We start from the raw sequence: 18,202 nt of genomic DNA, 5'->3' as shown, positions 1-18,202 counted from the left end.
TCCTTTCGCTATAGAACGACAAGGTCGCTGCCTTCGTATGCCGAGGTGGTGGTGGCCTCGCGTGCGGCCAGTGCCCGCGAGAGCGCCATGATCAGCGCCACCACGCCGTCGATCTTGTCGCCGGCGTTGGCCTTGTCTGGCTTGACGTTTCCGGCTGGGTCCATCGCGACCGCGAAGTTGTCGACCATCCACCGCAGCAGTGGATTGCCGCCGTGCCGGACGATTGGCTTCTCCTCGGTGCCGGTCAGGATGAGCCGCTGCAGGTCCTTGGTAGGCGCCGACATCGATGCGAATCCCTGGCCCATGGTGATCATCGGCGCACCGTCGCCCACCAGGTTGTTCACGAGCTGCTGAGCATTCCATCGGTCGAACGCAATCTCCTGCACCAAGAACGCGTCGCGGTCCCGGCCAATCTGCGCCTCGATGAAGTCGTAGTCGGTGACGTTGCCGGGCGTCGTCGCCAGCCAGCCCTGCTTCACCCACGTCGAGGCTGCCCGCGCGGTGCGCTCGTCGAGAGCCTCGATCGACGCTTCCGGCGCCCAACAACGCAGCAGCACATCGAACGCGTCGCCGTCGGGGAACACCCATGCCAGCGCGGTGAGGTCGCTGGTGGACCCGAGGTCCAGGCCGCCGAAGCACTCGCGGCCCTTCAACCTTGACAGGTCGACGATGCTGGCGTTGCGATCCCACGGCCCGAGCTCGTAGTACCTGAACTGCTGCTTGGTCCGAAGACCCAGGTGTAGCCGCTGGAACGATGCCAGCTCGGCCGGCGAATCCTTCGCCTTCGCCGCGGCCGACGCCATGAACCGCTTCGTCGGACTGACCCCGTACCCGGGATTCGCCTTCTTCCAGGTTGACTCGACAAACGGGTCGTCGTCGGCCTCAGCCGCGAACACCACGCCATACGTGGTCGGATCCTTGATCGTGCCGCGGGCCAGCTTCTCGATCCGCGTCCGCTTCTCGTCGTACGGCGTATGCCGCCGACCCGCATCCGCTGTCGTGATGAACAGGATCAGCGGCTGGATACGGCTGCCGGTGCCAGTTTCGATGGCCTCGATCAGGTCGTTCGTCTTGTGGAGATGCAGCTCGTCGACGATGCCGCCGTGGATGTCTGCGCCGTGCTGCGCGTCGCCGACGTTCGCAACCGGGATGAACGTCGACGCGCTCGCGCGGTGAACGATCTTCGACGTGAACGCATCGAAGTGCTTCGACAGGCCGGGCGACTGACGCACAGCCTGCTTCATCGGGTCGAACGCAAACCCGGCCTGGTCACGGTTCGTCGCCGCACAGATCACCTGCGCGCCAGGCTCACCGTCCGCCCCGGTCAGATACAGCGCCGTACCCGACGCCGTAGTCGTCTTCCCGTTCTTCCGAGGAAGGTCGACGTAAGCCGTCGTGATGATCCGCGCATATTGGCCGGTGTCCTTCGACTTCGCGACCCACCCGAACACCGGCGCCAAGTAGTAGGCGACCTGCCACGGATCCGGCTCGAACGGTTGGCCTGCGAACCGGCCCTTGGTGTGCCGCAGCCGGCGGAACGCGTTGACCACCCGGTCCACACGGTCCGGGTCGAACGCTGACCCGCGAACCCGACGCGGTTCCGGGGTCTTGATCAGCGGTGGGCAGTCGGGAACGCGGAACCCGCGGTCCGCCATGTACCAGGCGACCTCGGGGCTGATCTTCAGTGCGTCGAGATCAACGCTCGCCCAACGGCTACGCGGTCGCGCTGCTGTACGGGTCGGCTTCTTCGTCGCCGCCGGCACCAGGTGCCTTCGCTAGGTTCTGCTCGGACGACGGAGTCAGCCCGAACTCACGGCACGACGCGCGGAGCTGCGCGCCAGCCGCCTCCGCGGCGGCCAAAGCCGGATTCTTGTAGATCCTCCCGTTCTCCGGGTTGACCAACACAATGCCGTCCCGCCGGACCAGACCGACACAGGCGATGTACGTCGCCCAGGTCTCGCAGTGCTCGACGAGCGCCGCGTAATCCTCCGGCTTCAGCAGCTCGAGCTGGTCCAGGCCCGGAACGATCCGGTCCCACTCCTCGCGGGCCTCGTCGGACAGCGAGTCCGGCGACTCCGGGGCCCCGCGGTTGAACTTCGGCACCGGATGAACTGTCCGGCCGCCGCTGTCCTTGCCCGGCCCGCGCCCGTTGACGAGCTTGAGGCCGGCTGGCTTCGCGATGCGCGCCATCTACCGGCCGCCGCCGAAAAAGGGCGAAAATTGTGAGCGCGAAAAAGAAAGCCCACCGTGGCGGGGGCTTGGCGTGGCGATCATGGTGATGTTGACCCCCTACCCCCTGAGTGGCGAATGTAGGTGCGGATGACGCCACCGAAGCCGGTTCGGATCCGCTCGACGTCGGGGTCGCACCAGCAAGTCTCGTCGAGGATGTGCATGCGCTCATCACTGGCCGTCTCGGGTACATCCTGAATCACCGCGTGCACATGCTCACCTCGCTCTGGTCTTGCCGCGTCGTGCGTCGGCGGTGGTCTTTTGGTCGTGGTGGGGCTTGCACAGCGACTGCATGTTGGCGTGGTCGTAGCGGTCGCCGCCTTCGGCCAGGGGCACGATGTGGTCGACCTGGTGCATGACGCGTCTGCAGTTCGGCCACTCGCAGTAGGGGTGTGCTTGCCGGTACGCCTTGATCGCCCTTGCCATGCGTCGATCGTCATGGCCGGCGGGGTGTGTGCTGCCTTCGAAGGCTGGTCGGCAGCTGCATGGGCGTCCACGGGGAGCGGGCTTTTTGCACCGGTTGCAGACGCGGGGTGGGGCGCTAGGCATAGCTCTGCCCCAACGAAAACCGATAGTAGCAGGTCAGCGAGCCCGTTACGGTTTGGCGAGGTCGCGGGGTGTGTCTGCTGCGTTCGGTCATGTGGCCCGCACCTTGGCTCGCATGGAGGCGATCTGCTGATCGCGCCGTCGGAGCTTGCGGGCGCGCTCGAGGCTGTAGACGGCGTGTGAGTGTTCGTTCACCCGGGTCTCGACGAGTGCGCCGTCGTGCCGCCAGCCCTTGAGCCGAAGACGTTTGGCCTGGATCCATTGGTCGAGGCGCTTCGGGTCGACGGACTCGTCGAGGTTGTCGAGTACCTCGAGGATCTCTGGGACGGTGCGGAGGTCTCGTGATGCCGCGGCGTCGCGGCGGTTGCGTTCGACGTCGATCTTCTGGTGGCAGGACGGGCATTCGATGGTGTGTTCGTCGATGTCGGCGTAGAGCATGTGGCCGCATTCGATGGGTTCGCCGTCGGTGTCGTGGCCGCGGATGGTGGGGCAGGTGCCGGCGAATCGGCGTTCTGTGGGGTTGATGGCGGCGACGAGGTGGCCGCCGCGTTGGTCTGAGCCGACGAGGTGGGCGATGTCGTTGTAGAGCTTGCCTGCGATGTCGAGGCGCGCGATGTGGTCGATGTTGGCGCGGAGCCAGAGCGCCAGCTGCTTGGTGGCGACGGTGGAAAGTCCGGGGGGTTGGCGGCCAGTGTGGCGTGTGGCGACAGTAGTGACCCAGTGCAGGAGCTTCTTTCGGGTCTTGCGTGCGGTTTCGGCGGCGTCGAAGTCCATGACGTTGAGTTCTTCGGGGCGGCGGTTGCGGCCGATGGTGCCGAGGTGAATGCGGTCGAGTTTCTGAATCCGGGCGTCGAGTTCGTCCAGTAGCCATGGGATTTGGTCGAGCATGACGGCGAGCTGTTGGGTGCAGTCGTTGCAGAGGTACAGGGTGGTGGGGCGGCCGCAGTGCTGGCAGTCGGTCATGCGGTCCTCTCGGGCCAGGCGACTTTCTCGAGTCCGATGCGGTGGCGGTCTTTGGTGCGGAAGGGCATGGGTTCGCCGAGGTGGTAGGCGCCGATGGCGGCCAGGCCGAGGGCGTCGGCGCGGTCGTGGTCGGTGATGTCGGTGTGGTGTGGCCACCAGCCTCGGACGGTGCTGAGCATCATGGCTTTGTCGGCGCGGCCGTGGCCGGTGGTCCAGACCTTGAGGGTGGAGGGGTTGATGACGGCGGTGGGGATGCCGCGGTGGTCGAGGGCGGCGTAGATGCCGCCCCACAGCTGGTGGCGGTCGATCGCTGAGGGGAGCATCGGGCCGTGTTCGAGGATGCCTTCGATGACGACGAGGTCGGGGTGCAGTGGTAGGCGTTCGAGGACGCGGTGGCAGACGGCGCGGATGCGGCGTGAGCGTGCTTGGTGGTTGGCGCCGCGGTGTGAGGCGATGCCGGTGCTGGTGATGAGTTCGGGTAGGCCGTCGATGAGGACGGCGATGCCGGTGTTGGTGAGGCTGGGGTCGATGCCGGCGACGATCACAGCAGCGAACCTTGCGTCGACCCGGGTTCGACCCTGGCGCTGGTTCGCGCGTATCCGGCGCGCCTGACTTCACGAGCTACGTGCTCGGCCCACGCCTCGACAGTCTCGAATTCGCCGTCGGCGGTGTCATCGAGGCAGCGCAGGCAGAGCTTGTTAGCGCTGTTCTTCGACAGGTATGGCGCGTGCTGGGCAAGGATCTCGGCGAGCTTCATGCGCGGTTCTCCTGGGGCCGTGTGCAGTCGTCGCGGTGGTGGCCGTTGGCGGCGAGGTAGAACCCGCAGCCGGGGCAGACGTCTTGGTAGCGGCTGGTGCCCAACTGGTTCCAGCGGTCGCGGCCCTTCGACTCCTTGCTCACCGGGCCGCCTCGAGGGCTGCGTCGCGGATGAACTGCGACACGCTGACGCCTGCCTGGATCGCGGCGGCCTGCACGGCCTGGTGCTCACCGGGCAGCAGGCGTAGAGCGACGAGCTCGGTGCGCTGCCGGTTCTCGGAGCGTGGTCGGCGATCGAGGACGGCCTGCACGGCGGCACGGCCGCGGGACGTCGACTCGTGGTGATCGCGGTGGTCGCACACCCCGAGTCCGCGGTAGCCGTCTTCGTCGCACATCGGGCAGTCCGCGATGGCCTGCGCGGTGAGGTGGGTTTCGTCGCGGTGGCCGTTCTCGATCATCGCTTCGTCGTAGCGGCGGATGCGGTCCTGGCGGCGCTCTTCGGCGTGCGGGTCGCGGGGGTCAGCCGGCATGGTTGGTCACCTCGACGGGTTCGTGGTTGCAGCGGGCCAGTCGGCCGCTCGGGAGTTCGCGCATGCCGTTGCCGTCGCAGAGTTGGCATGCGTCACGGTCGGCCTTGGCCTGGCGGCGGTGTTCGAGTTCGGCGGCGAGGTGCTGGGCGTGCCAGTCCTCGGTGGCGCGCCGCGCTTCAGCGCAGGCGCCGCAGGGCCGGTCGGTGCCGTCGGGGTGGCGGGGGCAGTGGGGGTTCGGTGGCCCTACTTGCGTGAGTTCCCCCCCAGAGTTGACCCCTGAAGTAGTTATGGGTTGGGTTGGGTTGGGTTGGGTATACCCGGGCTTTCGCCGTGACTCCCCCCGTCCGTCACGGGGGGTGTCACGCTGGTCGTCACGGGGGTTGTCACGCTGTGACTCCCTGCGTGACTTCTCCTTTCGTTTCCGCGCCAATTCGCGGTCTGCCTCGATCTTCTCTCGTGAGTCCTGGCGTCCGGGGCCAACGAATTCGTGGAACTGGTAGCCCTTCTCACCGTCTTGTTCCGCACCGTCGTGCCAGAGGCCGACTGCGACGAGTTTTCGTGCTTTTTGGGTGCCTTTCGGCTGCTGTTTGACCCACCATTCGGGCACGAAACCGTTCGTGAGGTAGGCCATGCAGTAGCTGCCGGCGCGTGTCCACATGCCCATGGCCTCGTCGCCGGCGCGTTGCGCTTTGGGGTGTGAGTGGAGTGCGTCGTCGACGCGGAAGTGGGGCACTACGCTGTCGCCTCCTTGGGATCTGTCATGGCCGCAGCTCCAGCAGCCGGACGGCCTGCTCGACCTGGTCGTAGAGCGTGCGGTCACCGTCGTGGCGGTCGGGGTGCGCGTTGGCCAGCGCTTTGCGCGCGGTGTTCCGGCCGATTCGCCAGTCTCGGGCGATCTTCGGCGCCCACTCATCGCGGTACTCCGGCCGCTCGTTCGGCCACGCCACGGCGGCCAGCAGCGCGCACGCCGCCGCGGTGGCGTCGACGGCAGGCTTCGCCTCGATGGCCTGCCACCCGCGGTACTGCTCGTTGCCCGGGGTGATGCCGTACCGGTCGACCGAGCGCAGGGCGCGCAGGCCGAGTGCGATCGCGCGGAGGTTGTCCTGCCAGCGGTCGAACTTGTCGCACGGGTACGACAGCGGCCCGAGGCGCGATTCGATGTTCAGGATGACGCCGGGGTGCGTGGGGACGGCGTTTGCGCGGGGCATGCCGTCGCTGATGCGGAAGTCCTTCTCGCGGATCGCGACCTGCAGCACCGAGGGCGGGAAGGACGCGCGTGACCAGGCGGGCCCGCGCGGGTTTGGGCCGAGCTGGCGGAGCTCGGTCATCAGGATGCCGATGGTGTCGGACCAGCCGGCCGAGAACGGGGACCGTGGGCGTGTGGTGGTGGGCTCGTCGCGTGGCCACTGCTCGAGCGGCCGGAGCGTCATGTTCGGCGGGTAGTCAGGCATGGGCGTCCTCGTAGACGTTGACGATGTGGCCGTGCTTCAGCTCGTGCATTTCGACGGCGGAGTCGAGGAGGCGGCCGCTGAGTGTCCATGTGCGGGTGCAGTCTTGGCAGCGGGCGGTGACGTTGGCGGTGAGCGCGGCGGGGCGTGAGGCTGGTACCGGCGGGGTGTCCACTTTTTCGACCGGATCTGAGGCGTCTACCTGCGGCGATTCCTCGGGTGTGACATTCGGCTGAATATCTTTCGCGGGAATGTCACTGCCGCGGTTGCCGGTGCACGCGGTGGCGGTCGGTGAGCACCGCCAGCCGGTCGCCGTCTGCACGAAGCGACGCGAGCCGGTGCGTCCGCAAATCTCGCAGGTGCGGTGATTGGCGTCCTGGGCGCGGTACCGCGGTGACGGCGGTTTCGGCGCTGGCGGCCTGGGCGCGGTGGTCGGCAGGTGTCCGAGGATGCCGAGGAGCGCGTTCCACTGCCAGTCGAGCAGGCGTCGGTCGAGCAGGCGCTCGACGGCGGCGCGGTCTGGGGCGGTCATGCGACGATCCGCAGAGTGGGTCGCGCGATCGGTTCGCCGCCTTCGCATCCGCTGAGCCAGGGCATGTCGGCGTCGTCGACGTGTGGGCATTCGCACGGGAAGCGGTCGCAGTCACCGCAGCAGACGCGTATTTCGCCGACGAGGGCGCCGGTGCAGCGTGCGCAGCGGCCGCGGCGGTACGGTTCCGGTGCCCACTCGCCGCACGTGTTGCAGAGGATCTTGGTCTCGACGATCATCCCTGGGCCTGCCTCAGCATGTAGGCGTCGTCGTCGGCGTCTAGTAGTCCGCTGCAAGTCAGCGCAGCGCGGACCTGCGAGATCGGTTCGGCTGCGGCCACATCGACGTCACCGAAGCCAGATGCCAGGCAGCGCGGGCAGAGGTAACCGCGGCCGGGTTGCTGCGGCTGCTCGGCGAGGATCGCCTTCTGGGGGCAGACCTCGCATTGGACAATGAAGCCGACTGCGTTCGTCATCGGCTGGCCACCGCGGCGACGAGGGCGATGACTGCCAGGGCACCGATGATGCTGTAGGTGATGATCTCGGCCTGGCTCACCGCAGCTGCTCCGTCTTCGTCTTGCCGTTGCGGTACTCGACGCGCAGCGCGACGGTCTGCGGCTCACCGGTGGCAGCAACTCGACCGAACAGTCGGCGGACGATCCACTCGGCGTCTTCCACGTTCGCGTAGCCCTGCGACGAGTTGAGCAGTGGCGTGCCGTTGTCGTCGGTGACGTAGATGTCGAACTTGTTGTCGGAGCGGGGTTTGACGTCTATGCGGATCATGACTGTGCTCGCTCGGCGACGGCGATGTGCGCGCGCAGCATCGCCAGCGCGGGCCGGTTCTCCGCCTCGTAGAACAGCTCCGCGGCTTGGATCCTGCTGAGGCCGAGCACCGCGGCGGCGCGCACGTCCAGTTCGTCCGCGGCCGAGGTGCCTGGACCGTTCGTGAGGTAGCCCTGATCGCTCCAATGGATAGGGTCGCCGTTGAGCATGAGCGCGGTGCCTGCGATACACAGTGTGGTGCCGCACGGGGTGCGGTATCCGAAGTGCCGCTGATCGTGCTCGTCAGGGTGGGCTTCGAGGTGCTCGAGCACCTTTCGGGCCAGCGGCAGGTTCAGGGTGGTCGACGAGTCGGTCACGCTTCACCGTCCGAGAAGTCCGGGCGGCCGGCGTCGGCCGCGGGCGCGTCTTCGTACAGCGGCGGCTGGTTCTTCTCCGCCTCCGCCTTCGCGTCGGCCTCAGCTTTCGCCTTCTCCGCGGCGATCTCGGTCTTCGTCTTCTGCACCGGCGGGCGCTCCTCGCCGTGGCGCCACATGTCGCCGACGCGCCGACAGATCCGGTACGGGGTCAGGGTCTGTCCGCCGTCGGTGGAGCGGACGCCGACGTCGATGACCTCGAGCTCGGTCATCAGGATGATGCGGCCGCCCATCGCCGGCGGGTTGTCGACGGTGGCGACCGCGGCGCCCGACAGCTTCAGCGTGGCCTTCTCTGCGGGCTGCGGCTGGTCCGGGTCGTGGACGTCGTCGAGCGCGTTGGTCGACTTCAACTCCTGCGGCTTCTTCTTGACCTCGGCCATGTCACTTCTCCTGTTCTTCTGCGGGCGTTGAGGATTCCGCCGCCAGGGCGGCGGCGTTGAGGATTTCGCGGAGCGTCTCGTCGGCGTCGACGCGGTTGCCCTTGCCGTCGTGGCCGTCGAGCCAGTTCTGCAGGGTGTCGATCACGGTGGACGCTTCGGCGAGGGTGAGGCCGGAGCTGGTGTCGACCTTGAAGCCGAGGATGTGGCTGGTGACGACCAGGCGGTCGTCGCGTTCGGTGAGCTGGTGGTCGCGGAACAGGGCGTGCATCTTCCGGTTCTGCGCGGTGGTCGCGGGCCCTTCCGGATCCTTCGGTGGATCGATCGGCAGCGGCGGCCGCTCGTCGTCGGGCGGCGGGGGCTCATCCGGCGGTGGGATATCGTCGGGGCGCTTCGCGGCGGCCTGGGCCGCGGTGCGCGGCTTCACCCCAGTCCGCGGCACTGGCTGAGCGGAGTTCTTCCGGGGCTTGCGTTCTTTCGTCGCGGTGGCCTGCTCGGCGACGGAGGCGGCCGGCGCTTCCGGGACCGACTCCGGCACCGGGGTGAGCGGGGACGATCCGTCGATTGCACCTTGGCGGGGTGGCTCGATCGCCAACGTGCCGGGCTGCCCGTCCGGCCCGGCGAGCATCGCCGCGGCGCCGCCACCGAGCAGCTGCGCCGGAGACACCTCGATGTCGAGGACCGGGACCGCGAACCGCTTCGTGCCCTGGTTCGCGCGCTTGATCATCCGCTGCTCGAGACGGAGCCGGGCTGGGAGCATCTGGCCGCGGCCGGCGGCCATCTGCACGACTTCGACGGCGCCCTGGAGCTCGACGGCGGCGTAGTAGCCGCTGGTGTCGATGCGCCAGACGCCGAGGCCGGGCAGGTCGCGCAGCATCACGGACAGCCGCGTGTGGATTGAGCATTCGCGCTTCTCGGGGTCGCAGATGCACTGGCCCTGGTTGATGGATTCGTTGACGCCGTCGCAGCGGCGTTGGCAGCCGCCGCCGGACCACAGTTCGTAGTGCTGGGAGAACGCCATGTCGGACGGGGGGACGATGACGTTGAGGGCGTCAGTCTCGGTGACGATCTCCCACTGGTTGCCGGCGGGCGCTTCCCATTCCGATGGTGTGCCGCCGTACAGGAGCGCGGCCTGGTGGATGCGATTGCGGTCCGCGCTGGTGAGCCGGAAGGTGCTGAGCTTGGCGGGACGCTTGCCGCGGCCGTTGCCCGACGCGACCTGTTGGCCGATCCGGATGCGGCCGATCTCGGCGAGGCGGCGCTGCAGTTCGATGATCATCAGTGGTCTCCTGCCGGGACGAGCGGGTCGGTCATGACGGTCTTGCTGGTTTCCTGCACCCACCGGAAGACCTCGAGCGCGTACAGGAACGCCTCGTGCACTTCCTCGTCGCACCGAATTGGGTAGGACTCGCACGCCTCCGGAGTGATCTGGATGACCAATCCGGTGTCGACCTCCGGCACCGGCACGGCGAGCTCGCGTTCGGTCGCGCCGAGCAGGTAGTAGCGGCGCCGCCACTTCTCGAACCGGCGCGGCCGCCACACCGCGGCGTACTCCGCGTTGCGATAGGCGGCGAGCTGCAGCCCGACCTGCTCGGGGTACGGGGTCTTCGGACGGCCCTGCGAGTCCCGGGGATTGCGGGTCGACTTGTAGTCGGCGATGAACCGGACACCGTCGATAGTGAGGAATGCGTCGGCCTGGCCGGCGTACCCGTAGGTCGGGTTGTAGACGCACACCTCGGTGGCCTGGTAGCTCGGCGTGAAGCGTTGCAGCCAGCCGTCGAACTGGTTGAGCATGATGCCGACGGTCTTCACTTCGGCGTCGACGTCGACGTTCGGTCCGCCCTCGGCGACGATCAGCTCAGTGACGAAGTCCTTCGTAGGTTTCTGGCCGGTGAGGGCGTAGGTCTCGCAGACCTTGTGGTTGACCGAGCCGAGCGCGGCATCGGAGAGACGGGTCTTGGGACGGCGAAATCGCGCGTCGCGCAACCACTTCACGGCGGCGTCGCGGCCTTCGTCGTCGGCCATGGCCTGCCAGGTAGAGACGGAGTCGATGGCGGCGTTGGCGGTCTGCTCGGCGGCCCAGTAGAGGAGAGCGGGTTTGTCGATGACGCCGATGATGGTGGTGACGGACCAGAGGGTGAGGTCGTCGTCGTCGGGGCCTTTGACGTCGACGGCGTCCTGGCCGAGGGTGGGCGTGGTCATGCGGCGGCGTACTCCTGGACGTGGATGGGCTGGGGCTTGCTGGTGAGGGTGATGCGGTAGGGCTCTCCGGATCCGGGGCAGACGTCGCGGCCGGCGGAGTCCCAGTGCCCTTCGATGGATCGGTGCACGGTGGGCTGGACGCGGCGCCAGCAGACCGGGCAGCGGCGACGGAGGTGCTTCACGGAAGGATCACCGCGAGGCCGGGCAGCAGGATGGCGGCGGCGATGAGCAGGGGCGCCCAGAGCCACTCACGGAGCGCGGCGATCACGCGACCACCGCGGCTGGGAGTGTCGACGACAGGTGGTAGCTCAGTCGGATTCCCCGGGTGGGGCTGGTCCCTCGCGGTTCGACGCCCGAGCGCGATAGCGTCTGCGGGCGACCAGATGTCGGCAATGTCGGGATGCAGCGGACCGTTCATTAGGTGACCACCTGTCCGCCGCGAGCCCGTTCCGGGTGGAAGTGCCACGGGCACAGGTTCAGTCCGGCGAGGACGACGATGGTGTTGGCGGTCTCGAGGTTCGGGACGTCAGCCCAGGTCGTGTTGGCGAACAGGTTCTGCGCGACAACGTCACCAGTGGTCGTGTTGAACGCGGCGCAGATCTGGTGGCCCATCGCCAGGGCGGCGCTGGTGTCGTAGATCGTGAGCCCGGCCGCGTTGAGCGAGTCGAGGTAGTTCGTCTCGGGGCTGGCGTGCGCGTCTGCGGCCCAGGCGGTTCCGACAGCGGCGAGGACACCGCCCGCGGCGATCGCGGCGAGTAGCCGCCTGGTGGATAGACTCATGGTTGGCATCGGGATTGATCTCCTATCGGTGTCGCGGCCGTCGCCCCGGGCATGGGGTGGCGGCCGTACTACTTGCGGGGGAACTTCTGGTCGAGCTGGCGGCCGACGCGCTCGACGGCGGCGCTCAGCTCATCGGGATCGGATGGGGACAGCGCCTCGGCGATCCCACGGAGAAGGTCGGCGACGGCATGCTGTGCGCCGCAGGCAAAGATGCAGTCCATGGCGTTGATGAACGCAGGGTCGATCGGTCCTGCCCCGGTGCCGGCGGCGGGACCCGGGGGGTTGGGGTCGACCGCCGCCGGCGGGGTGCCCGCTGCTTCCCCAGCAGCGGACGGTGCGCGTCGGGTCGCTAGGGGGACGACCTTCGACGCGCGGCCTGGGTCCGGGATGCCGCGCCGAGCCGTCACGCGCTGAGCCGCTTCCGGCTCGTGGCCGTCATCGCCGACACAACTCGCTCCCCCACCGGCGCCTCGCGGCAGGCGTCGGTCGCGGCTTCGATGTCGGCATCGGTCATCCGCCACTGCCGGCAGATTTTGCGACCCGGAAATCGGCGGGCACGAAGCTGATCCGCCAGCCACCGCTCTGTGCAGCCCATGAGTCGAGCCGCTTCGGCGAGTGAATAAGTCTGCGGCACGGTCATGCGGGCACCTCTTCGATGTGCTTCACATCCGATGAGTCATGAGTCAGTCCGGGTACGGAAGAAGACTCACGGGCCTCGAAAAGGTCCTCCCACGGCACGTCAAGACGCGCAGCGATCGCGAGGGCCAGGTCTTCGCTGATATCGCGCAGCTTGCCCGTTTCGATCAAGTAGATCGTCGACTGCGTGCGCCGCACAAGGAACGCGAGCTCGCGCTGCGAGTACCGCTTGTACTTCCGCTGCCGCCGGACTCTGGCCGGATCAGTGACCCGCATCCAATACTCCCGTCGCTTCGTCGGTGGGCGCCGTCGAGGGCGTGTGGTGACCATCTTGAACTCCATTCGTCAGGTTGACAAGTGGATCATGAGTCATGAGTCAACTACTCGTCAAGTCGACGAGTGGACTTTCTCTGCCCTGACTAGCAGTGACTCATGAACCACTTGTCATAGAATTTGTTCCCGACACTGACACGATCAAACGATTGGCGGAGACGATCCTTGCGTGAGTGACACCAGGAGCCTGGCCGATTTCGTTCGGATAGCGATGAAGCGTCGCAACGCGCTGTCCGGCCGCCGGCTGTCCGAGATCGCCGCCGCCGACGGTTACGACATCTCGCACTCGACGATCAACCGGATCCGTCGCGGCGACTACAGCTCGGAACCGACGACCTCCGTCCTCAAGGCCATTGCGCATCTGGCGGGAGAGCCGGAGTCCGCGGTATTCGCCGCCGCCGCTGCGCGGACACGCGAATGGGGCGAGTACGAAGACGCCTTCGATGAATGGCACGCCGCTCGCGAGCGACTCCTCCTGCTGACCGACCGCTACGCGCGGCTTCGAGGCATCACCCCCAACGCCGCGGCCCGCGAACTCGAAGACATGGCTCAGCAGATGGTTGAGTTCCGTATGGGGCGGGCCGGGTGGTACCCGCCCTGGGATCCAGAAGCGGCCATCGAACGGCCACGGGACGCTGCAGCGACGGCGATTATTGCTCGGTTGGATCGGTCGTTTGCCGTCGCCGACGCGCCGCCTGACGTCGGCAATGCCGACAGCGGTGCTGAGGATCCGGTAGCCGCCCGCACCGCGCCGCGCGGTTACCGCAAGGGCCTGGCCGAGCATGGCGAAGCCGACGATGACGAGGTTCAAGACCACCCGGGGGACTCAAGATGAATGAAGGCACCGACGCTCTTGGCGCGGATGTCGTAGAGATCGGACAGTCCAAGATGATCGAGCTCTCGTGGGCCGATCTCATGCTCGACTCGAAGAACCCTCGGCTCGAGGAGGTGACTGACACCTCGCGAGAGGCGATCAATGCGCTTCTCGAGCTCGACGCCGAGAAGATGATCGCCCTGGCGAGGGACATCTCGGAGTCCGCCAGCCTCAGCCCATTCGAGATTCCCGGTGTCATCATCGAAGACGGGTCCTACGTGGTCGTGGAGGGCAATCGGCGCGTTGCCGCTCTTCGGATGTTGAAGTCCCCTGATCTGGTGGACGATCCTCGACTGAGGCGCCGAGTAGAGGCTATCGCCGCGAACGGCACTGGCCCCGATGCCGTCGGCTGCAACCTGTTCGACACCCGCGAAGATGCACGCCACTGGATCGAGTTGCGACACAACGGAGAGATGGGCGGCCGGGGTGTTATCCCCTGGACTAGTGACATGTCCAACCGGTTCTCTCGAGCTCCCGGCTCTCAAACCGACTTGGCCATGCAGGTCAGGGACCTCATGCTCGCGGCGCACCCCGGCGATAGCGAGCTGGAGCGACAGCTCAACGTAATCTTCCGCGGCGGGAACAATCGCGATGGAAAGCGAATCCGGGCCCGGCCAACAACATTGGGTCGACTCGTCACACCGACAGCCATGCAAGAGTCGTTCGGTTACACCATCGACCGGGGGACCATCCGGATCGTCGGGCCAGATGCTGAGGTTCACGCCGCGTTCCGGCAGATGATCTTCGATGTGTCAGAGGGCCTGCGAGCGCAAGACATCTACTCGAGCCCAGATTTCGAGGACTATATCTCGAACCACGCCGACCTCATCGTCTCGCCGCCTGCAGCACCGGCGCCTTCAGCGCCCGGTTCCGGCGCGTCGCCGACACCAGCTCCCTCAGCTCCTCCGGGACCAACTCCCGCGACGCCGGCGACCCCGACGCCTCCGGTACCGCCGGCGCCGCGTCGGCGGCTTCCGAAAGAGGAACGTCGGATTTTCCAGAGCCTCAAGCTCGCCAACTTCAGTCTGCGTACGTCCAAAACGCTGGAGCAGGCACAGCAGCTCGAGATCGCAGATGTGCCGGCGGTTGCCGGTGTGATGGTCCGCGTCATTGTGGAACTGTGTGCGACGGAGGCGATCGACAAGCTGGGGCTAACGGTTACTGGACAGAAGACGCTGCGAAACAAGCTCAAAGCTGTTCTCCTGCACCTTGACCCCCAGATTGCACACTCAGTCAATCGCGACCCCGCACTTGCAGCGGCCTGGATGGACAGTCAGAAGGACAACGCCAGCAACGGCTTGGGAGTGGACTTGATGAACGGGTACGTCCACAGCTTCATTCAGACAGCGGGCGTGACAGACGTTCGTGCACTGAGCAGCAGCTACCGCGCGGTCCTGGAACGCCTCGACTCGGAGATGCTCTGAAGGCCAAGGAGATCGCACGCGCCGGGGGTGGCCACCGATGCTGATCGCTGCTACCATCGAAACAATGAAGCGACGCGAATACCTGCTCTGCACAATGCATTTGAGCCGATGAGGCGCTACATCAGTCCGCTTCGCTATCCAGGCGGGAAGGCACGCATCGCCCCTTTCGCGGCGCAGCTACTCGCGGTACAACGTCCTCGGGCGAGGCGGTACGCCGAACCATTCGCCGGTGGAGCCGGCAGCGCCCTCACTCTTCTCGTCGGCGAGCACGTGGACCTCATTCACATCAACGACCTCGATCCAGGAATCGCGGCATTCTGGCGATGCGTCTTCAACCAGACGAAACGATTCGTCCGGCTCGTCGAGGACGCAGAGTTGTCGATCGACGCTTGGCATTCGGCACGTGAGATTTACCTGTCGCCGAAGCGGCACAGCGATCTAGACCTCGGGTTCGCGACCTTCTTCCTGAACCGTTGTAATCGGTCCGGCATTCTGTCGGCTCGGCCCATCGGCGGACTCGAGCAGACCGGCCAATGGGGGATCGACGCGCGATTCAATCGGTCCGAGCTCGCCGAACGGATCAGCTTCGTCGGATCCTTCCGCCGTCGCGTTCAGCTCACAGAGCTCGATGCGCGCGATTTCCTGGACCTGCTGACGCCTCACAGACGCGAGCTCGTCGCATACGTTGACCCCCCATACCTCGGGCAAGGCGACAAGCTCTACCTCGACAAGCTCAGCGAGGCCGACCATCGAGACCTCGCCGAGAAACTGCGACGATCACCATTGAACTGGTTCCTGACCTACGACTCCGACGACAGGGTCACCGACGAGCTGTATGTCAATCTGCGGTGTGCGGAGTTTGACATCAAACACACCGCCCAGGTGAACCACGTCGGCACCGAGTTCGTCGTGTTTGCGGACAACCTCTTCGTCCCCGACGACCTCCAAGTGTTGGCCACAGCACGAGGGCGTTGGGTGGTCGCGTGAAGTTCCACCGATGTAATTCCTGATCAGAGCTCTGTCTGTCAGACCGCTCGCCTACCGTCCGTCGTCATGGGGGAACACCGGTGGCATCCGTGGCGGATGCTTCGCGACCATCACGCTGATGTCGACGTCGTCTGCCGGTACCCGCTTCCCGACCGGATCATGGGGCTGCAACTCGGCCGGCGCATCTGGCTGTGCGCAACCCTGACCCAGGCCGAACGGCGCTGCACACTGACGCACGAGCTGGTGCACCGCGAGCGCGGCCCGATGCCGGTGGAACCGATCGCAGCGGCGCGCGAAGAGCGCCTGGTCGATGAGATCGCCGCGCGCCGACTCATCACGACGCCGGCGCTCGTCGATGCACTGCGCTGGACCCGCCACCCGGCAGAGCTCGCCGACCACCTTTGGGTCGACGAACCCACTTTGCAGACCCGCATGACGACGCTCGACCCCCTCGAGGTCGCCGAGCTCGAACACCACCTGGAGGACCAATGGCTGTGGATTCCCTGACCGAACGCGAGCAAGCGATGCTCGACCTCGAGGCGGACTGGTACGCGACGGGCGGTGGAAAGGAGGCGGCGATCGATAAGCAGCTCGGGTTGGGCGCGGTGCGCTACTACCAGCTGCTGAACCGCTTGATTACCCGGGAAACTGCGCTCGCGTACGACCCGCTGACGGTGAATCGGTTGCGCCGGATTGCCGCAGGGGAAGCTCGTCCGCTGCATAGTCTGCGGTGATGAGCATTCCTGTCGAGCCGCCTGACGGCTCCGTGGTGCGCTTCCACATGGGAGGTCAGCGGGGCTACTGGTACGTCGCCGTGCGTAGGGGAAAGCGTTGGGAGACAACGTCGAGCGGCGGCTTGGAGCTTGAGCCGGGCGAGGAACGGCTGCCTGGTATGTGGGACATCCGTGAGATTGAGACTTGGCGGCACTTGGCGCCCCAGGTTCGCCAGTTCGAGGTTGTCACGGCGTGGGACAGCGTCGGCAGCCGTGATCCCCGGGTGCGCAAGCACCTGGCCGTGGTTCGCTTCTCGATCGCAGGTCACTACCTCGCAGGCGTCTTCATCAGCCACGATCACAGTGGCCGCGGTGACTGGTACACCACAATCAGCGACGAGAACGACGAAGAGCTTCCGTACGCGGACTGGCAAGAGTGGTCGGCGATTAAACGGCACGGCCAGCACATCCAGGTTGCGACAGGGTGGGCGACGCTCAGCTGAGCATGGCGCTGATCGCGTCGGCGGCGGCCTGCGACGACCGCCGGTCGAGATGCCCGTACACGCCGATTGTGGTCTGGATCGACTCATGGCCGAGGTGCTGCTGGATCACCGGGAGCGGCACGCCGGCGGCAATCATCCACGAGGCGCAGGTGTGGCGCAGGTCGTGGATGCGCGGTGTCGGGTCGAGGGCGGCGCGCTTGACGGCCGGCGCCCAGACGCGGCGGGTGAAGCCGTGCGCGCGGACCGGGCCACCGGCGCGGTTGGTGAACAACCACTCCCCCGTGTAGTCGAGCTTGTCGAGCACGGTCGCCGGGACGTTAATGGTGCGCTTCGACTTCCGGGTCTTCGGCGGGCCCAGGCGGTATCCGCCGCTGCCGTACTTCCACGCCTTCGTGATCCGCACCGTCGACTGGGCGCGGTCGACGTCGCCGGGTTGAAGCGCCGCGGCCTCACCCCACCGGCACCCGGACGCGACGAGGAATTCGACGAGCGGCTGCCAGTGCGCGGTGGTGGCGTCGTGCAGCGCGCCGAATTGCTCCCGGGTGAGGAAAACCATCTCCTGCTGCTCGGTCCGGGGGAGGCGGCGGCCGTCGCACGGGTTGGCCGGGATGTGGCCGGCCGCGACGGCGGCATTGAGCGCGCCGGACAGAAACCCATGCTTGTTCGCGACGGTCTTCCCGGCCGCGCCCGCGTCGGCGAGGGTGTTGACCCACTTCGCGATGTCGTCGCGGTCGAGCGCGGCCAGGGGCATGGCGCCGAAGAGCGGTGCGATGTCGTTGCGCACGTAGGCACGGTACTTGGCGAGGGTGTTGGGGTCGACGCCGGTGAGGTGGTCGATGTGGTGGGTGAGCCAGTCCTCGACGGTGAGGCGCCGCGGTGCGTCGGGCTCGACGCGGATCACCTCGAGCGCCTTCGCGACGCCGACCTGATCGATCAGCGAGCGGAAGTCGACGGCGGCCTGGTGGTCGTCGAAGGACAGCGATCGTTGGCGGCCGTCGTGGCGGTACAGCACCTGCGTGTAGACGCTGCCGTCTTTGCGGTGAGCGAAGCGGAGGGACGCCATACCGGCCGAGATTACGCCGGTTGTTGATGACCGGTGTTGATGTTCCGGCTCAACCTCCGCTAAAACTGCTCTGATCTGCGGTTATAGGAGTGGAGCTAAGGGGATTCGAACCCC

At 66.8% G+C, this 18,202-nt stretch carries 29 protein-coding genes; 6 read left to right on the top strand and 23 right to left on the bottom strand.

Going from position 1 to position 18,202, the window contains the following annotated elements; all coding sequences use genetic code 11:
- Positions 1-8 precede the first annotated feature (8 nt).
- The 22 genes from ACPCHZ_RS28250 to ACPCHZ_RS28145 form a co-directional block, all read right to left on the bottom strand.
- Positions 9-1,763 carry a terminase large subunit gene (locus ACPCHZ_RS28250; protein WP_423487782.1) on the bottom strand — a complete coding sequence of 585 codons (1,755 nt, stop codon included), beginning with the start codon at positions 1,761-1,763 and terminating at the stop codon, positions 9-11.
- Positions 1,714-2,190: a phage terminase small subunit P27 family gene (locus ACPCHZ_RS28245; RefSeq protein WP_423487781.1), complete on the bottom strand. Its 477-nt coding sequence runs from the start codon at positions 2,188-2,190 to the stop codon at positions 1,714-1,716. Before ACPCHZ_RS28245 ends, ACPCHZ_RS28250 begins: the two co-directional genes overlap by 50 nt.
- A gap of 255 nt (positions 2,191-2,445) precedes the next feature.
- The gene (locus ACPCHZ_RS28240; protein WP_423487780.1) at positions 2,446-2,655 is read right to left on the bottom strand and encodes an HNH endonuclease signature motif containing protein; all 210 of its coding nucleotides are present in this window, start codon (positions 2,653-2,655) and stop codon (positions 2,446-2,448) included.
- Positions 2,656-2,865: 210 nt separating this feature from the next.
- Positions 2,866-3,738: a DUF1922 domain-containing protein gene (locus ACPCHZ_RS28235; RefSeq protein ID WP_423487779.1), complete on the bottom strand. Its 873-nt coding sequence runs from the start codon at positions 3,736-3,738 to the stop codon at positions 2,866-2,868.
- Positions 3,735-4,283 carry a crossover junction endodeoxyribonuclease RuvC gene (locus ACPCHZ_RS28230; RefSeq protein ID WP_423487778.1) on the bottom strand — a complete coding sequence of 183 codons (549 nt, stop codon included), beginning with the start codon at positions 4,281-4,283 and terminating at the stop codon, positions 3,735-3,737. Before ACPCHZ_RS28230 ends, ACPCHZ_RS28235 begins: the two co-directional genes overlap by 4 nt.
- Positions 4,280-4,495, bottom strand: a complete 216-nt coding sequence (locus ACPCHZ_RS28225; protein WP_423487777.1) for a hypothetical protein — start codon at positions 4,493-4,495, stop codon at positions 4,280-4,282. Before ACPCHZ_RS28225 ends, ACPCHZ_RS28230 begins: the two co-directional genes overlap by 4 nt.
- Positions 4,492-4,638, bottom strand: coding sequence for a hypothetical protein (locus ACPCHZ_RS28220; RefSeq protein WP_423487776.1), 147 nt, complete (start codon positions 4,636-4,638; stop codon positions 4,492-4,494). The genes ACPCHZ_RS28225 and ACPCHZ_RS28220 overlap by 4 nt, the downstream gene beginning before the upstream one ends.
- Positions 4,635-5,024, bottom strand: coding sequence for a plasmid mobilization protein (locus tag ACPCHZ_RS28215; RefSeq protein WP_423487775.1), 390 nt, complete (start codon positions 5,022-5,024; stop codon positions 4,635-4,637). The genes ACPCHZ_RS28220 and ACPCHZ_RS28215 overlap by 4 nt, the downstream gene beginning before the upstream one ends.
- A complete protein-coding gene (locus ACPCHZ_RS28210; protein ID WP_423487774.1) occupies positions 5,014-5,757 on the bottom strand; it encodes a hypothetical protein in 744 nt (247 codons plus the stop codon). The genes ACPCHZ_RS28215 and ACPCHZ_RS28210 overlap by 11 nt, the downstream gene beginning before the upstream one ends.
- Before the next feature lie 25 nt (positions 5,758-5,782).
- Positions 5,783-6,475, bottom strand: coding sequence for a molecular chaperone DnaJ (locus tag ACPCHZ_RS28205; protein WP_423487773.1), 693 nt, complete (start codon positions 6,473-6,475; stop codon positions 5,783-5,785).
- Positions 6,468-7,004, bottom strand: a complete 537-nt coding sequence (locus ACPCHZ_RS28200; RefSeq protein WP_423487772.1) for a hypothetical protein — start codon at positions 7,002-7,004, stop codon at positions 6,468-6,470. The genes ACPCHZ_RS28205 and ACPCHZ_RS28200 overlap by 8 nt, the downstream gene beginning before the upstream one ends.
- 232 nt (positions 7,005-7,236) lie before the next feature.
- Positions 7,237-7,476 (bottom strand): hypothetical protein, encoded by a 240-nt coding sequence (locus ACPCHZ_RS28195; protein ID WP_423487771.1) that lies wholly within the window; start codon positions 7,474-7,476, stop codon positions 7,237-7,239.
- 76 nt (positions 7,477-7,552) lie between these two features.
- Positions 7,553-7,783, bottom strand: a complete 231-nt coding sequence (locus ACPCHZ_RS28190; protein ID WP_423487770.1) for a hypothetical protein — start codon at positions 7,781-7,783, stop codon at positions 7,553-7,555.
- A complete protein-coding gene (locus ACPCHZ_RS28185) occupies positions 7,780-8,139 on the bottom strand; it encodes a hypothetical protein (RefSeq protein ID WP_423487769.1) in 360 nt (119 codons plus the stop codon). The genes ACPCHZ_RS28190 and ACPCHZ_RS28185 overlap by 4 nt, the downstream gene beginning before the upstream one ends.
- On the bottom strand, positions 8,136-8,576 hold the full coding sequence (locus ACPCHZ_RS28180) for a hypothetical protein (protein WP_423487768.1): 441 nt from the start codon (positions 8,574-8,576) through the stop codon (positions 8,136-8,138). Before ACPCHZ_RS28180 ends, ACPCHZ_RS28185 begins: the two co-directional genes overlap by 4 nt.
- Before the next feature lies 1 nt (position 8,577).
- A complete protein-coding gene (locus tag ACPCHZ_RS28175; protein WP_423487767.1) occupies positions 8,578-9,852 on the bottom strand; it encodes a hypothetical protein in 1,275 nt (424 codons plus the stop codon).
- Positions 9,852-10,775, bottom strand: a complete 924-nt coding sequence (locus tag ACPCHZ_RS28170) for a hypothetical protein (protein WP_423487766.1) — start codon at positions 10,773-10,775, stop codon at positions 9,852-9,854. Before ACPCHZ_RS28170 ends, ACPCHZ_RS28175 begins: the two co-directional genes overlap by 1 nt.
- Positions 10,772-10,957: a hypothetical protein gene (locus ACPCHZ_RS28165; RefSeq protein ID WP_423487765.1), complete on the bottom strand. Its 186-nt coding sequence runs from the start codon at positions 10,955-10,957 to the stop codon at positions 10,772-10,774. The genes ACPCHZ_RS28170 and ACPCHZ_RS28165 overlap by 4 nt, the downstream gene beginning before the upstream one ends.
- A 235-nt stretch (positions 10,958-11,192) precedes the next feature.
- Entirely contained in the window at positions 11,193-11,555 is a 363-nt protein-coding gene (locus tag ACPCHZ_RS28160; RefSeq protein ID WP_423487764.1) for a DUF732 domain-containing protein, read from the bottom strand.
- Positions 11,556-11,623: 68 nt separating this feature from the next.
- Positions 11,624-11,776, bottom strand: a complete 153-nt coding sequence (locus tag ACPCHZ_RS28155) for a hypothetical protein (protein WP_423487763.1) — start codon at positions 11,774-11,776, stop codon at positions 11,624-11,626.
- 182 nt (positions 11,777-11,958) lie between these two features.
- Positions 11,959-12,195: a helix-turn-helix domain-containing protein gene (locus ACPCHZ_RS28150; protein WP_423487762.1), complete on the bottom strand. Its 237-nt coding sequence runs from the start codon at positions 12,193-12,195 to the stop codon at positions 11,959-11,961.
- Positions 12,192-12,467 carry a helix-turn-helix transcriptional regulator gene (locus ACPCHZ_RS28145; RefSeq protein ID WP_423487761.1) on the bottom strand — a complete coding sequence of 92 codons (276 nt, stop codon included), beginning with the start codon at positions 12,465-12,467 and terminating at the stop codon, positions 12,192-12,194. Before ACPCHZ_RS28145 ends, ACPCHZ_RS28150 begins: the two co-directional genes overlap by 4 nt.
- A 226-nt stretch (positions 12,468-12,693) precedes the next feature.
- Between ACPCHZ_RS28145 and ACPCHZ_RS28140 the strand changes: the two genes are divergently transcribed.
- The 6 genes from ACPCHZ_RS28140 (at position 12,694) to ACPCHZ_RS28115 (ending at position 17,025) form a co-directional block, all read left to right on the top strand.
- Entirely contained in the window at positions 12,694-13,359 is a 666-nt protein-coding gene (locus ACPCHZ_RS28140; protein WP_423487760.1) for a hypothetical protein, read from the top strand.
- Positions 13,356-14,822 (top strand): hypothetical protein, encoded by a 1,467-nt coding sequence (locus tag ACPCHZ_RS28135; RefSeq protein WP_423487759.1) that lies wholly within the window; start codon positions 13,356-13,358, stop codon positions 14,820-14,822. Before ACPCHZ_RS28140 ends, ACPCHZ_RS28135 begins: the two co-directional genes overlap by 4 nt.
- Positions 14,823-14,849: 27 nt before the next feature.
- Positions 14,850-15,809, top strand: a complete 960-nt coding sequence (locus tag ACPCHZ_RS28130) for a DNA adenine methylase (RefSeq protein ID WP_423487758.1) — start codon at positions 14,850-14,852, stop codon at positions 15,807-15,809.
- Between the two features lie 96 nt (positions 15,810-15,905).
- Complete coding sequence (locus ACPCHZ_RS28125; RefSeq protein WP_423487757.1) at positions 15,906-16,316, top strand: hypothetical protein; 411 nt, start codon at positions 15,906-15,908, stop codon at positions 16,314-16,316.
- The gene (locus ACPCHZ_RS28120; RefSeq protein WP_423487756.1) at positions 16,304-16,543 is read left to right on the top strand and encodes a DUF3263 domain-containing protein; all 240 of its coding nucleotides are present in this window, start codon (positions 16,304-16,306) and stop codon (positions 16,541-16,543) included. Before ACPCHZ_RS28125 ends, ACPCHZ_RS28120 begins: the two co-directional genes overlap by 13 nt.
- The gene (locus ACPCHZ_RS28115; protein ID WP_423487755.1) at positions 16,543-17,025 is read left to right on the top strand and encodes a hypothetical protein; all 483 of its coding nucleotides are present in this window, start codon (positions 16,543-16,545) and stop codon (positions 17,023-17,025) included. Before ACPCHZ_RS28120 ends, ACPCHZ_RS28115 begins: the two co-directional genes overlap by 1 nt.
- Here ACPCHZ_RS28115 and ACPCHZ_RS28110 read toward each other — a convergent pair.
- Positions 17,018-18,088 (bottom strand): tyrosine-type recombinase/integrase, encoded by a 1,071-nt coding sequence (locus tag ACPCHZ_RS28110; protein WP_423487754.1) that lies wholly within the window; start codon positions 18,086-18,088, stop codon positions 17,018-17,020. The genes ACPCHZ_RS28115 and ACPCHZ_RS28110 overlap by 8 nt on opposite strands.
- Between the last annotated feature and the right edge of the window lie 114 nt (positions 18,089-18,202).

Source organism: Mycobacterium sp. NPDC050041 (assembly GCF_049541695.1).
In the GTDB taxonomy this organism is placed as follows: domain Bacteria; phylum Actinomycetota; class Actinomycetes; order Mycobacteriales; family Mycobacteriaceae; genus Mycobacterium.
Note: the sequence above shows the minus strand (reverse complement) of the source record. Positions and strands in the feature narration are given on the sequence as shown.

What these genes read in the sequence shown, in the direction of transcription:
- ACPCHZ_RS28245 (WP_423487781.1), bottom strand. Translation starts at nt 2,190, where the DNA reads ATGGCGCGCATCGCGAAGCCAGCCGGCCTCAAGCTCGTCAACGGGCGC.
- ACPCHZ_RS28240 (WP_423487780.1), bottom strand. Translation starts at nt 2,655, where the DNA reads ATGGCAAGGGCGATCAAGGCGTACCGGCAAGCACACCCCTACTGCGAG.
- ACPCHZ_RS28235 (WP_423487779.1), bottom strand. Translation starts at nt 3,738, where the DNA reads ATGACCGACTGCCAGCACTGCGGCCGCCCCACCACCCTGTACCTCTGC.
- ACPCHZ_RS28225 (WP_423487777.1), bottom strand. Translation starts at nt 4,495, where the DNA reads ATGAAGCTCGCCGAGATCCTTGCCCAGCACGCGCCATACCTGTCGAAG.
- ACPCHZ_RS28215 (WP_423487775.1), bottom strand. Translation starts at nt 5,024, where the DNA reads ATGCCGGCTGACCCCCGCGACCCGCACGCCGAAGAGCGCCGCCAGGAC.
- ACPCHZ_RS28205 (WP_423487773.1), bottom strand. Translation starts at nt 6,475, where the DNA reads ATGCCTGACTACCCGCCGAACATGACGCTCCGGCCGCTCGAGCAGTGG.
- ACPCHZ_RS28200 (WP_423487772.1), bottom strand. Translation starts at nt 7,004, where the DNA reads ATGACCGCCCCAGACCGCGCCGCCGTCGAGCGCCTGCTCGACCGACGC.
- ACPCHZ_RS28195 (WP_423487771.1), bottom strand. Translation starts at nt 7,476, where the DNA reads ATGACGAACGCAGTCGGCTTCATTGTCCAATGCGAGGTCTGCCCCCAG.
- ACPCHZ_RS28190 (WP_423487770.1), bottom strand. Translation starts at nt 7,783, where the DNA reads ATGATCCGCATAGACGTCAAACCCCGCTCCGACAACAAGTTCGACATC.
- ACPCHZ_RS28180 (WP_423487768.1), bottom strand. Translation starts at nt 8,576, where the DNA reads ATGGCCGAGGTCAAGAAGAAGCCGCAGGAGTTGAAGTCGACCAACGCG.
- ACPCHZ_RS28175 (WP_423487767.1), bottom strand. Translation starts at nt 9,852, where the DNA reads ATGATCATCGAACTGCAGCGCCGCCTCGCCGAGATCGGCCGCATCCGG.
- ACPCHZ_RS28170 (WP_423487766.1), bottom strand. Translation starts at nt 10,775, where the DNA reads ATGACCACGCCCACCCTCGGCCAGGACGCCGTCGACGTCAAAGGCCCC.
- ACPCHZ_RS28160 (WP_423487764.1), bottom strand. Translation starts at nt 11,555, where the DNA reads ATGAGTCTATCCACCAGGCGGCTACTCGCCGCGATCGCCGCGGGCGGT.
- ACPCHZ_RS28155 (WP_423487763.1), bottom strand. Translation starts at nt 11,776, where the DNA reads ATGGACTGCATCTTTGCCTGCGGCGCACAGCATGCCGTCGCCGACCTT.
- ACPCHZ_RS28150 (WP_423487762.1), bottom strand. Translation starts at nt 12,195, where the DNA reads ATGACCGTGCCGCAGACTTATTCACTCGCCGAAGCGGCTCGACTCATG.
- ACPCHZ_RS28145 (WP_423487761.1), bottom strand. Translation starts at nt 12,467, where the DNA reads ATGCGGGTCACTGATCCGGCCAGAGTCCGGCGGCAGCGGAAGTACAAG.
- ACPCHZ_RS28135 (WP_423487759.1), top strand. Translation starts at nt 13,356, where the DNA reads ATGAATGAAGGCACCGACGCTCTTGGCGCGGATGTCGTAGAGATCGGA.
- ACPCHZ_RS28125 (WP_423487757.1), top strand. Translation starts at nt 15,906, where the DNA reads ATGCTTCGCGACCATCACGCTGATGTCGACGTCGTCTGCCGGTACCCG.
- ACPCHZ_RS28115 (WP_423487755.1), top strand. Translation starts at nt 16,543, where the DNA reads ATGAGCATTCCTGTCGAGCCGCCTGACGGCTCCGTGGTGCGCTTCCAC.
- ACPCHZ_RS28110 (WP_423487754.1), bottom strand. Translation starts at nt 18,088, where the DNA reads ATGGCGTCCCTCCGCTTCGCTCACCGCAAAGACGGCAGCGTCTACACG.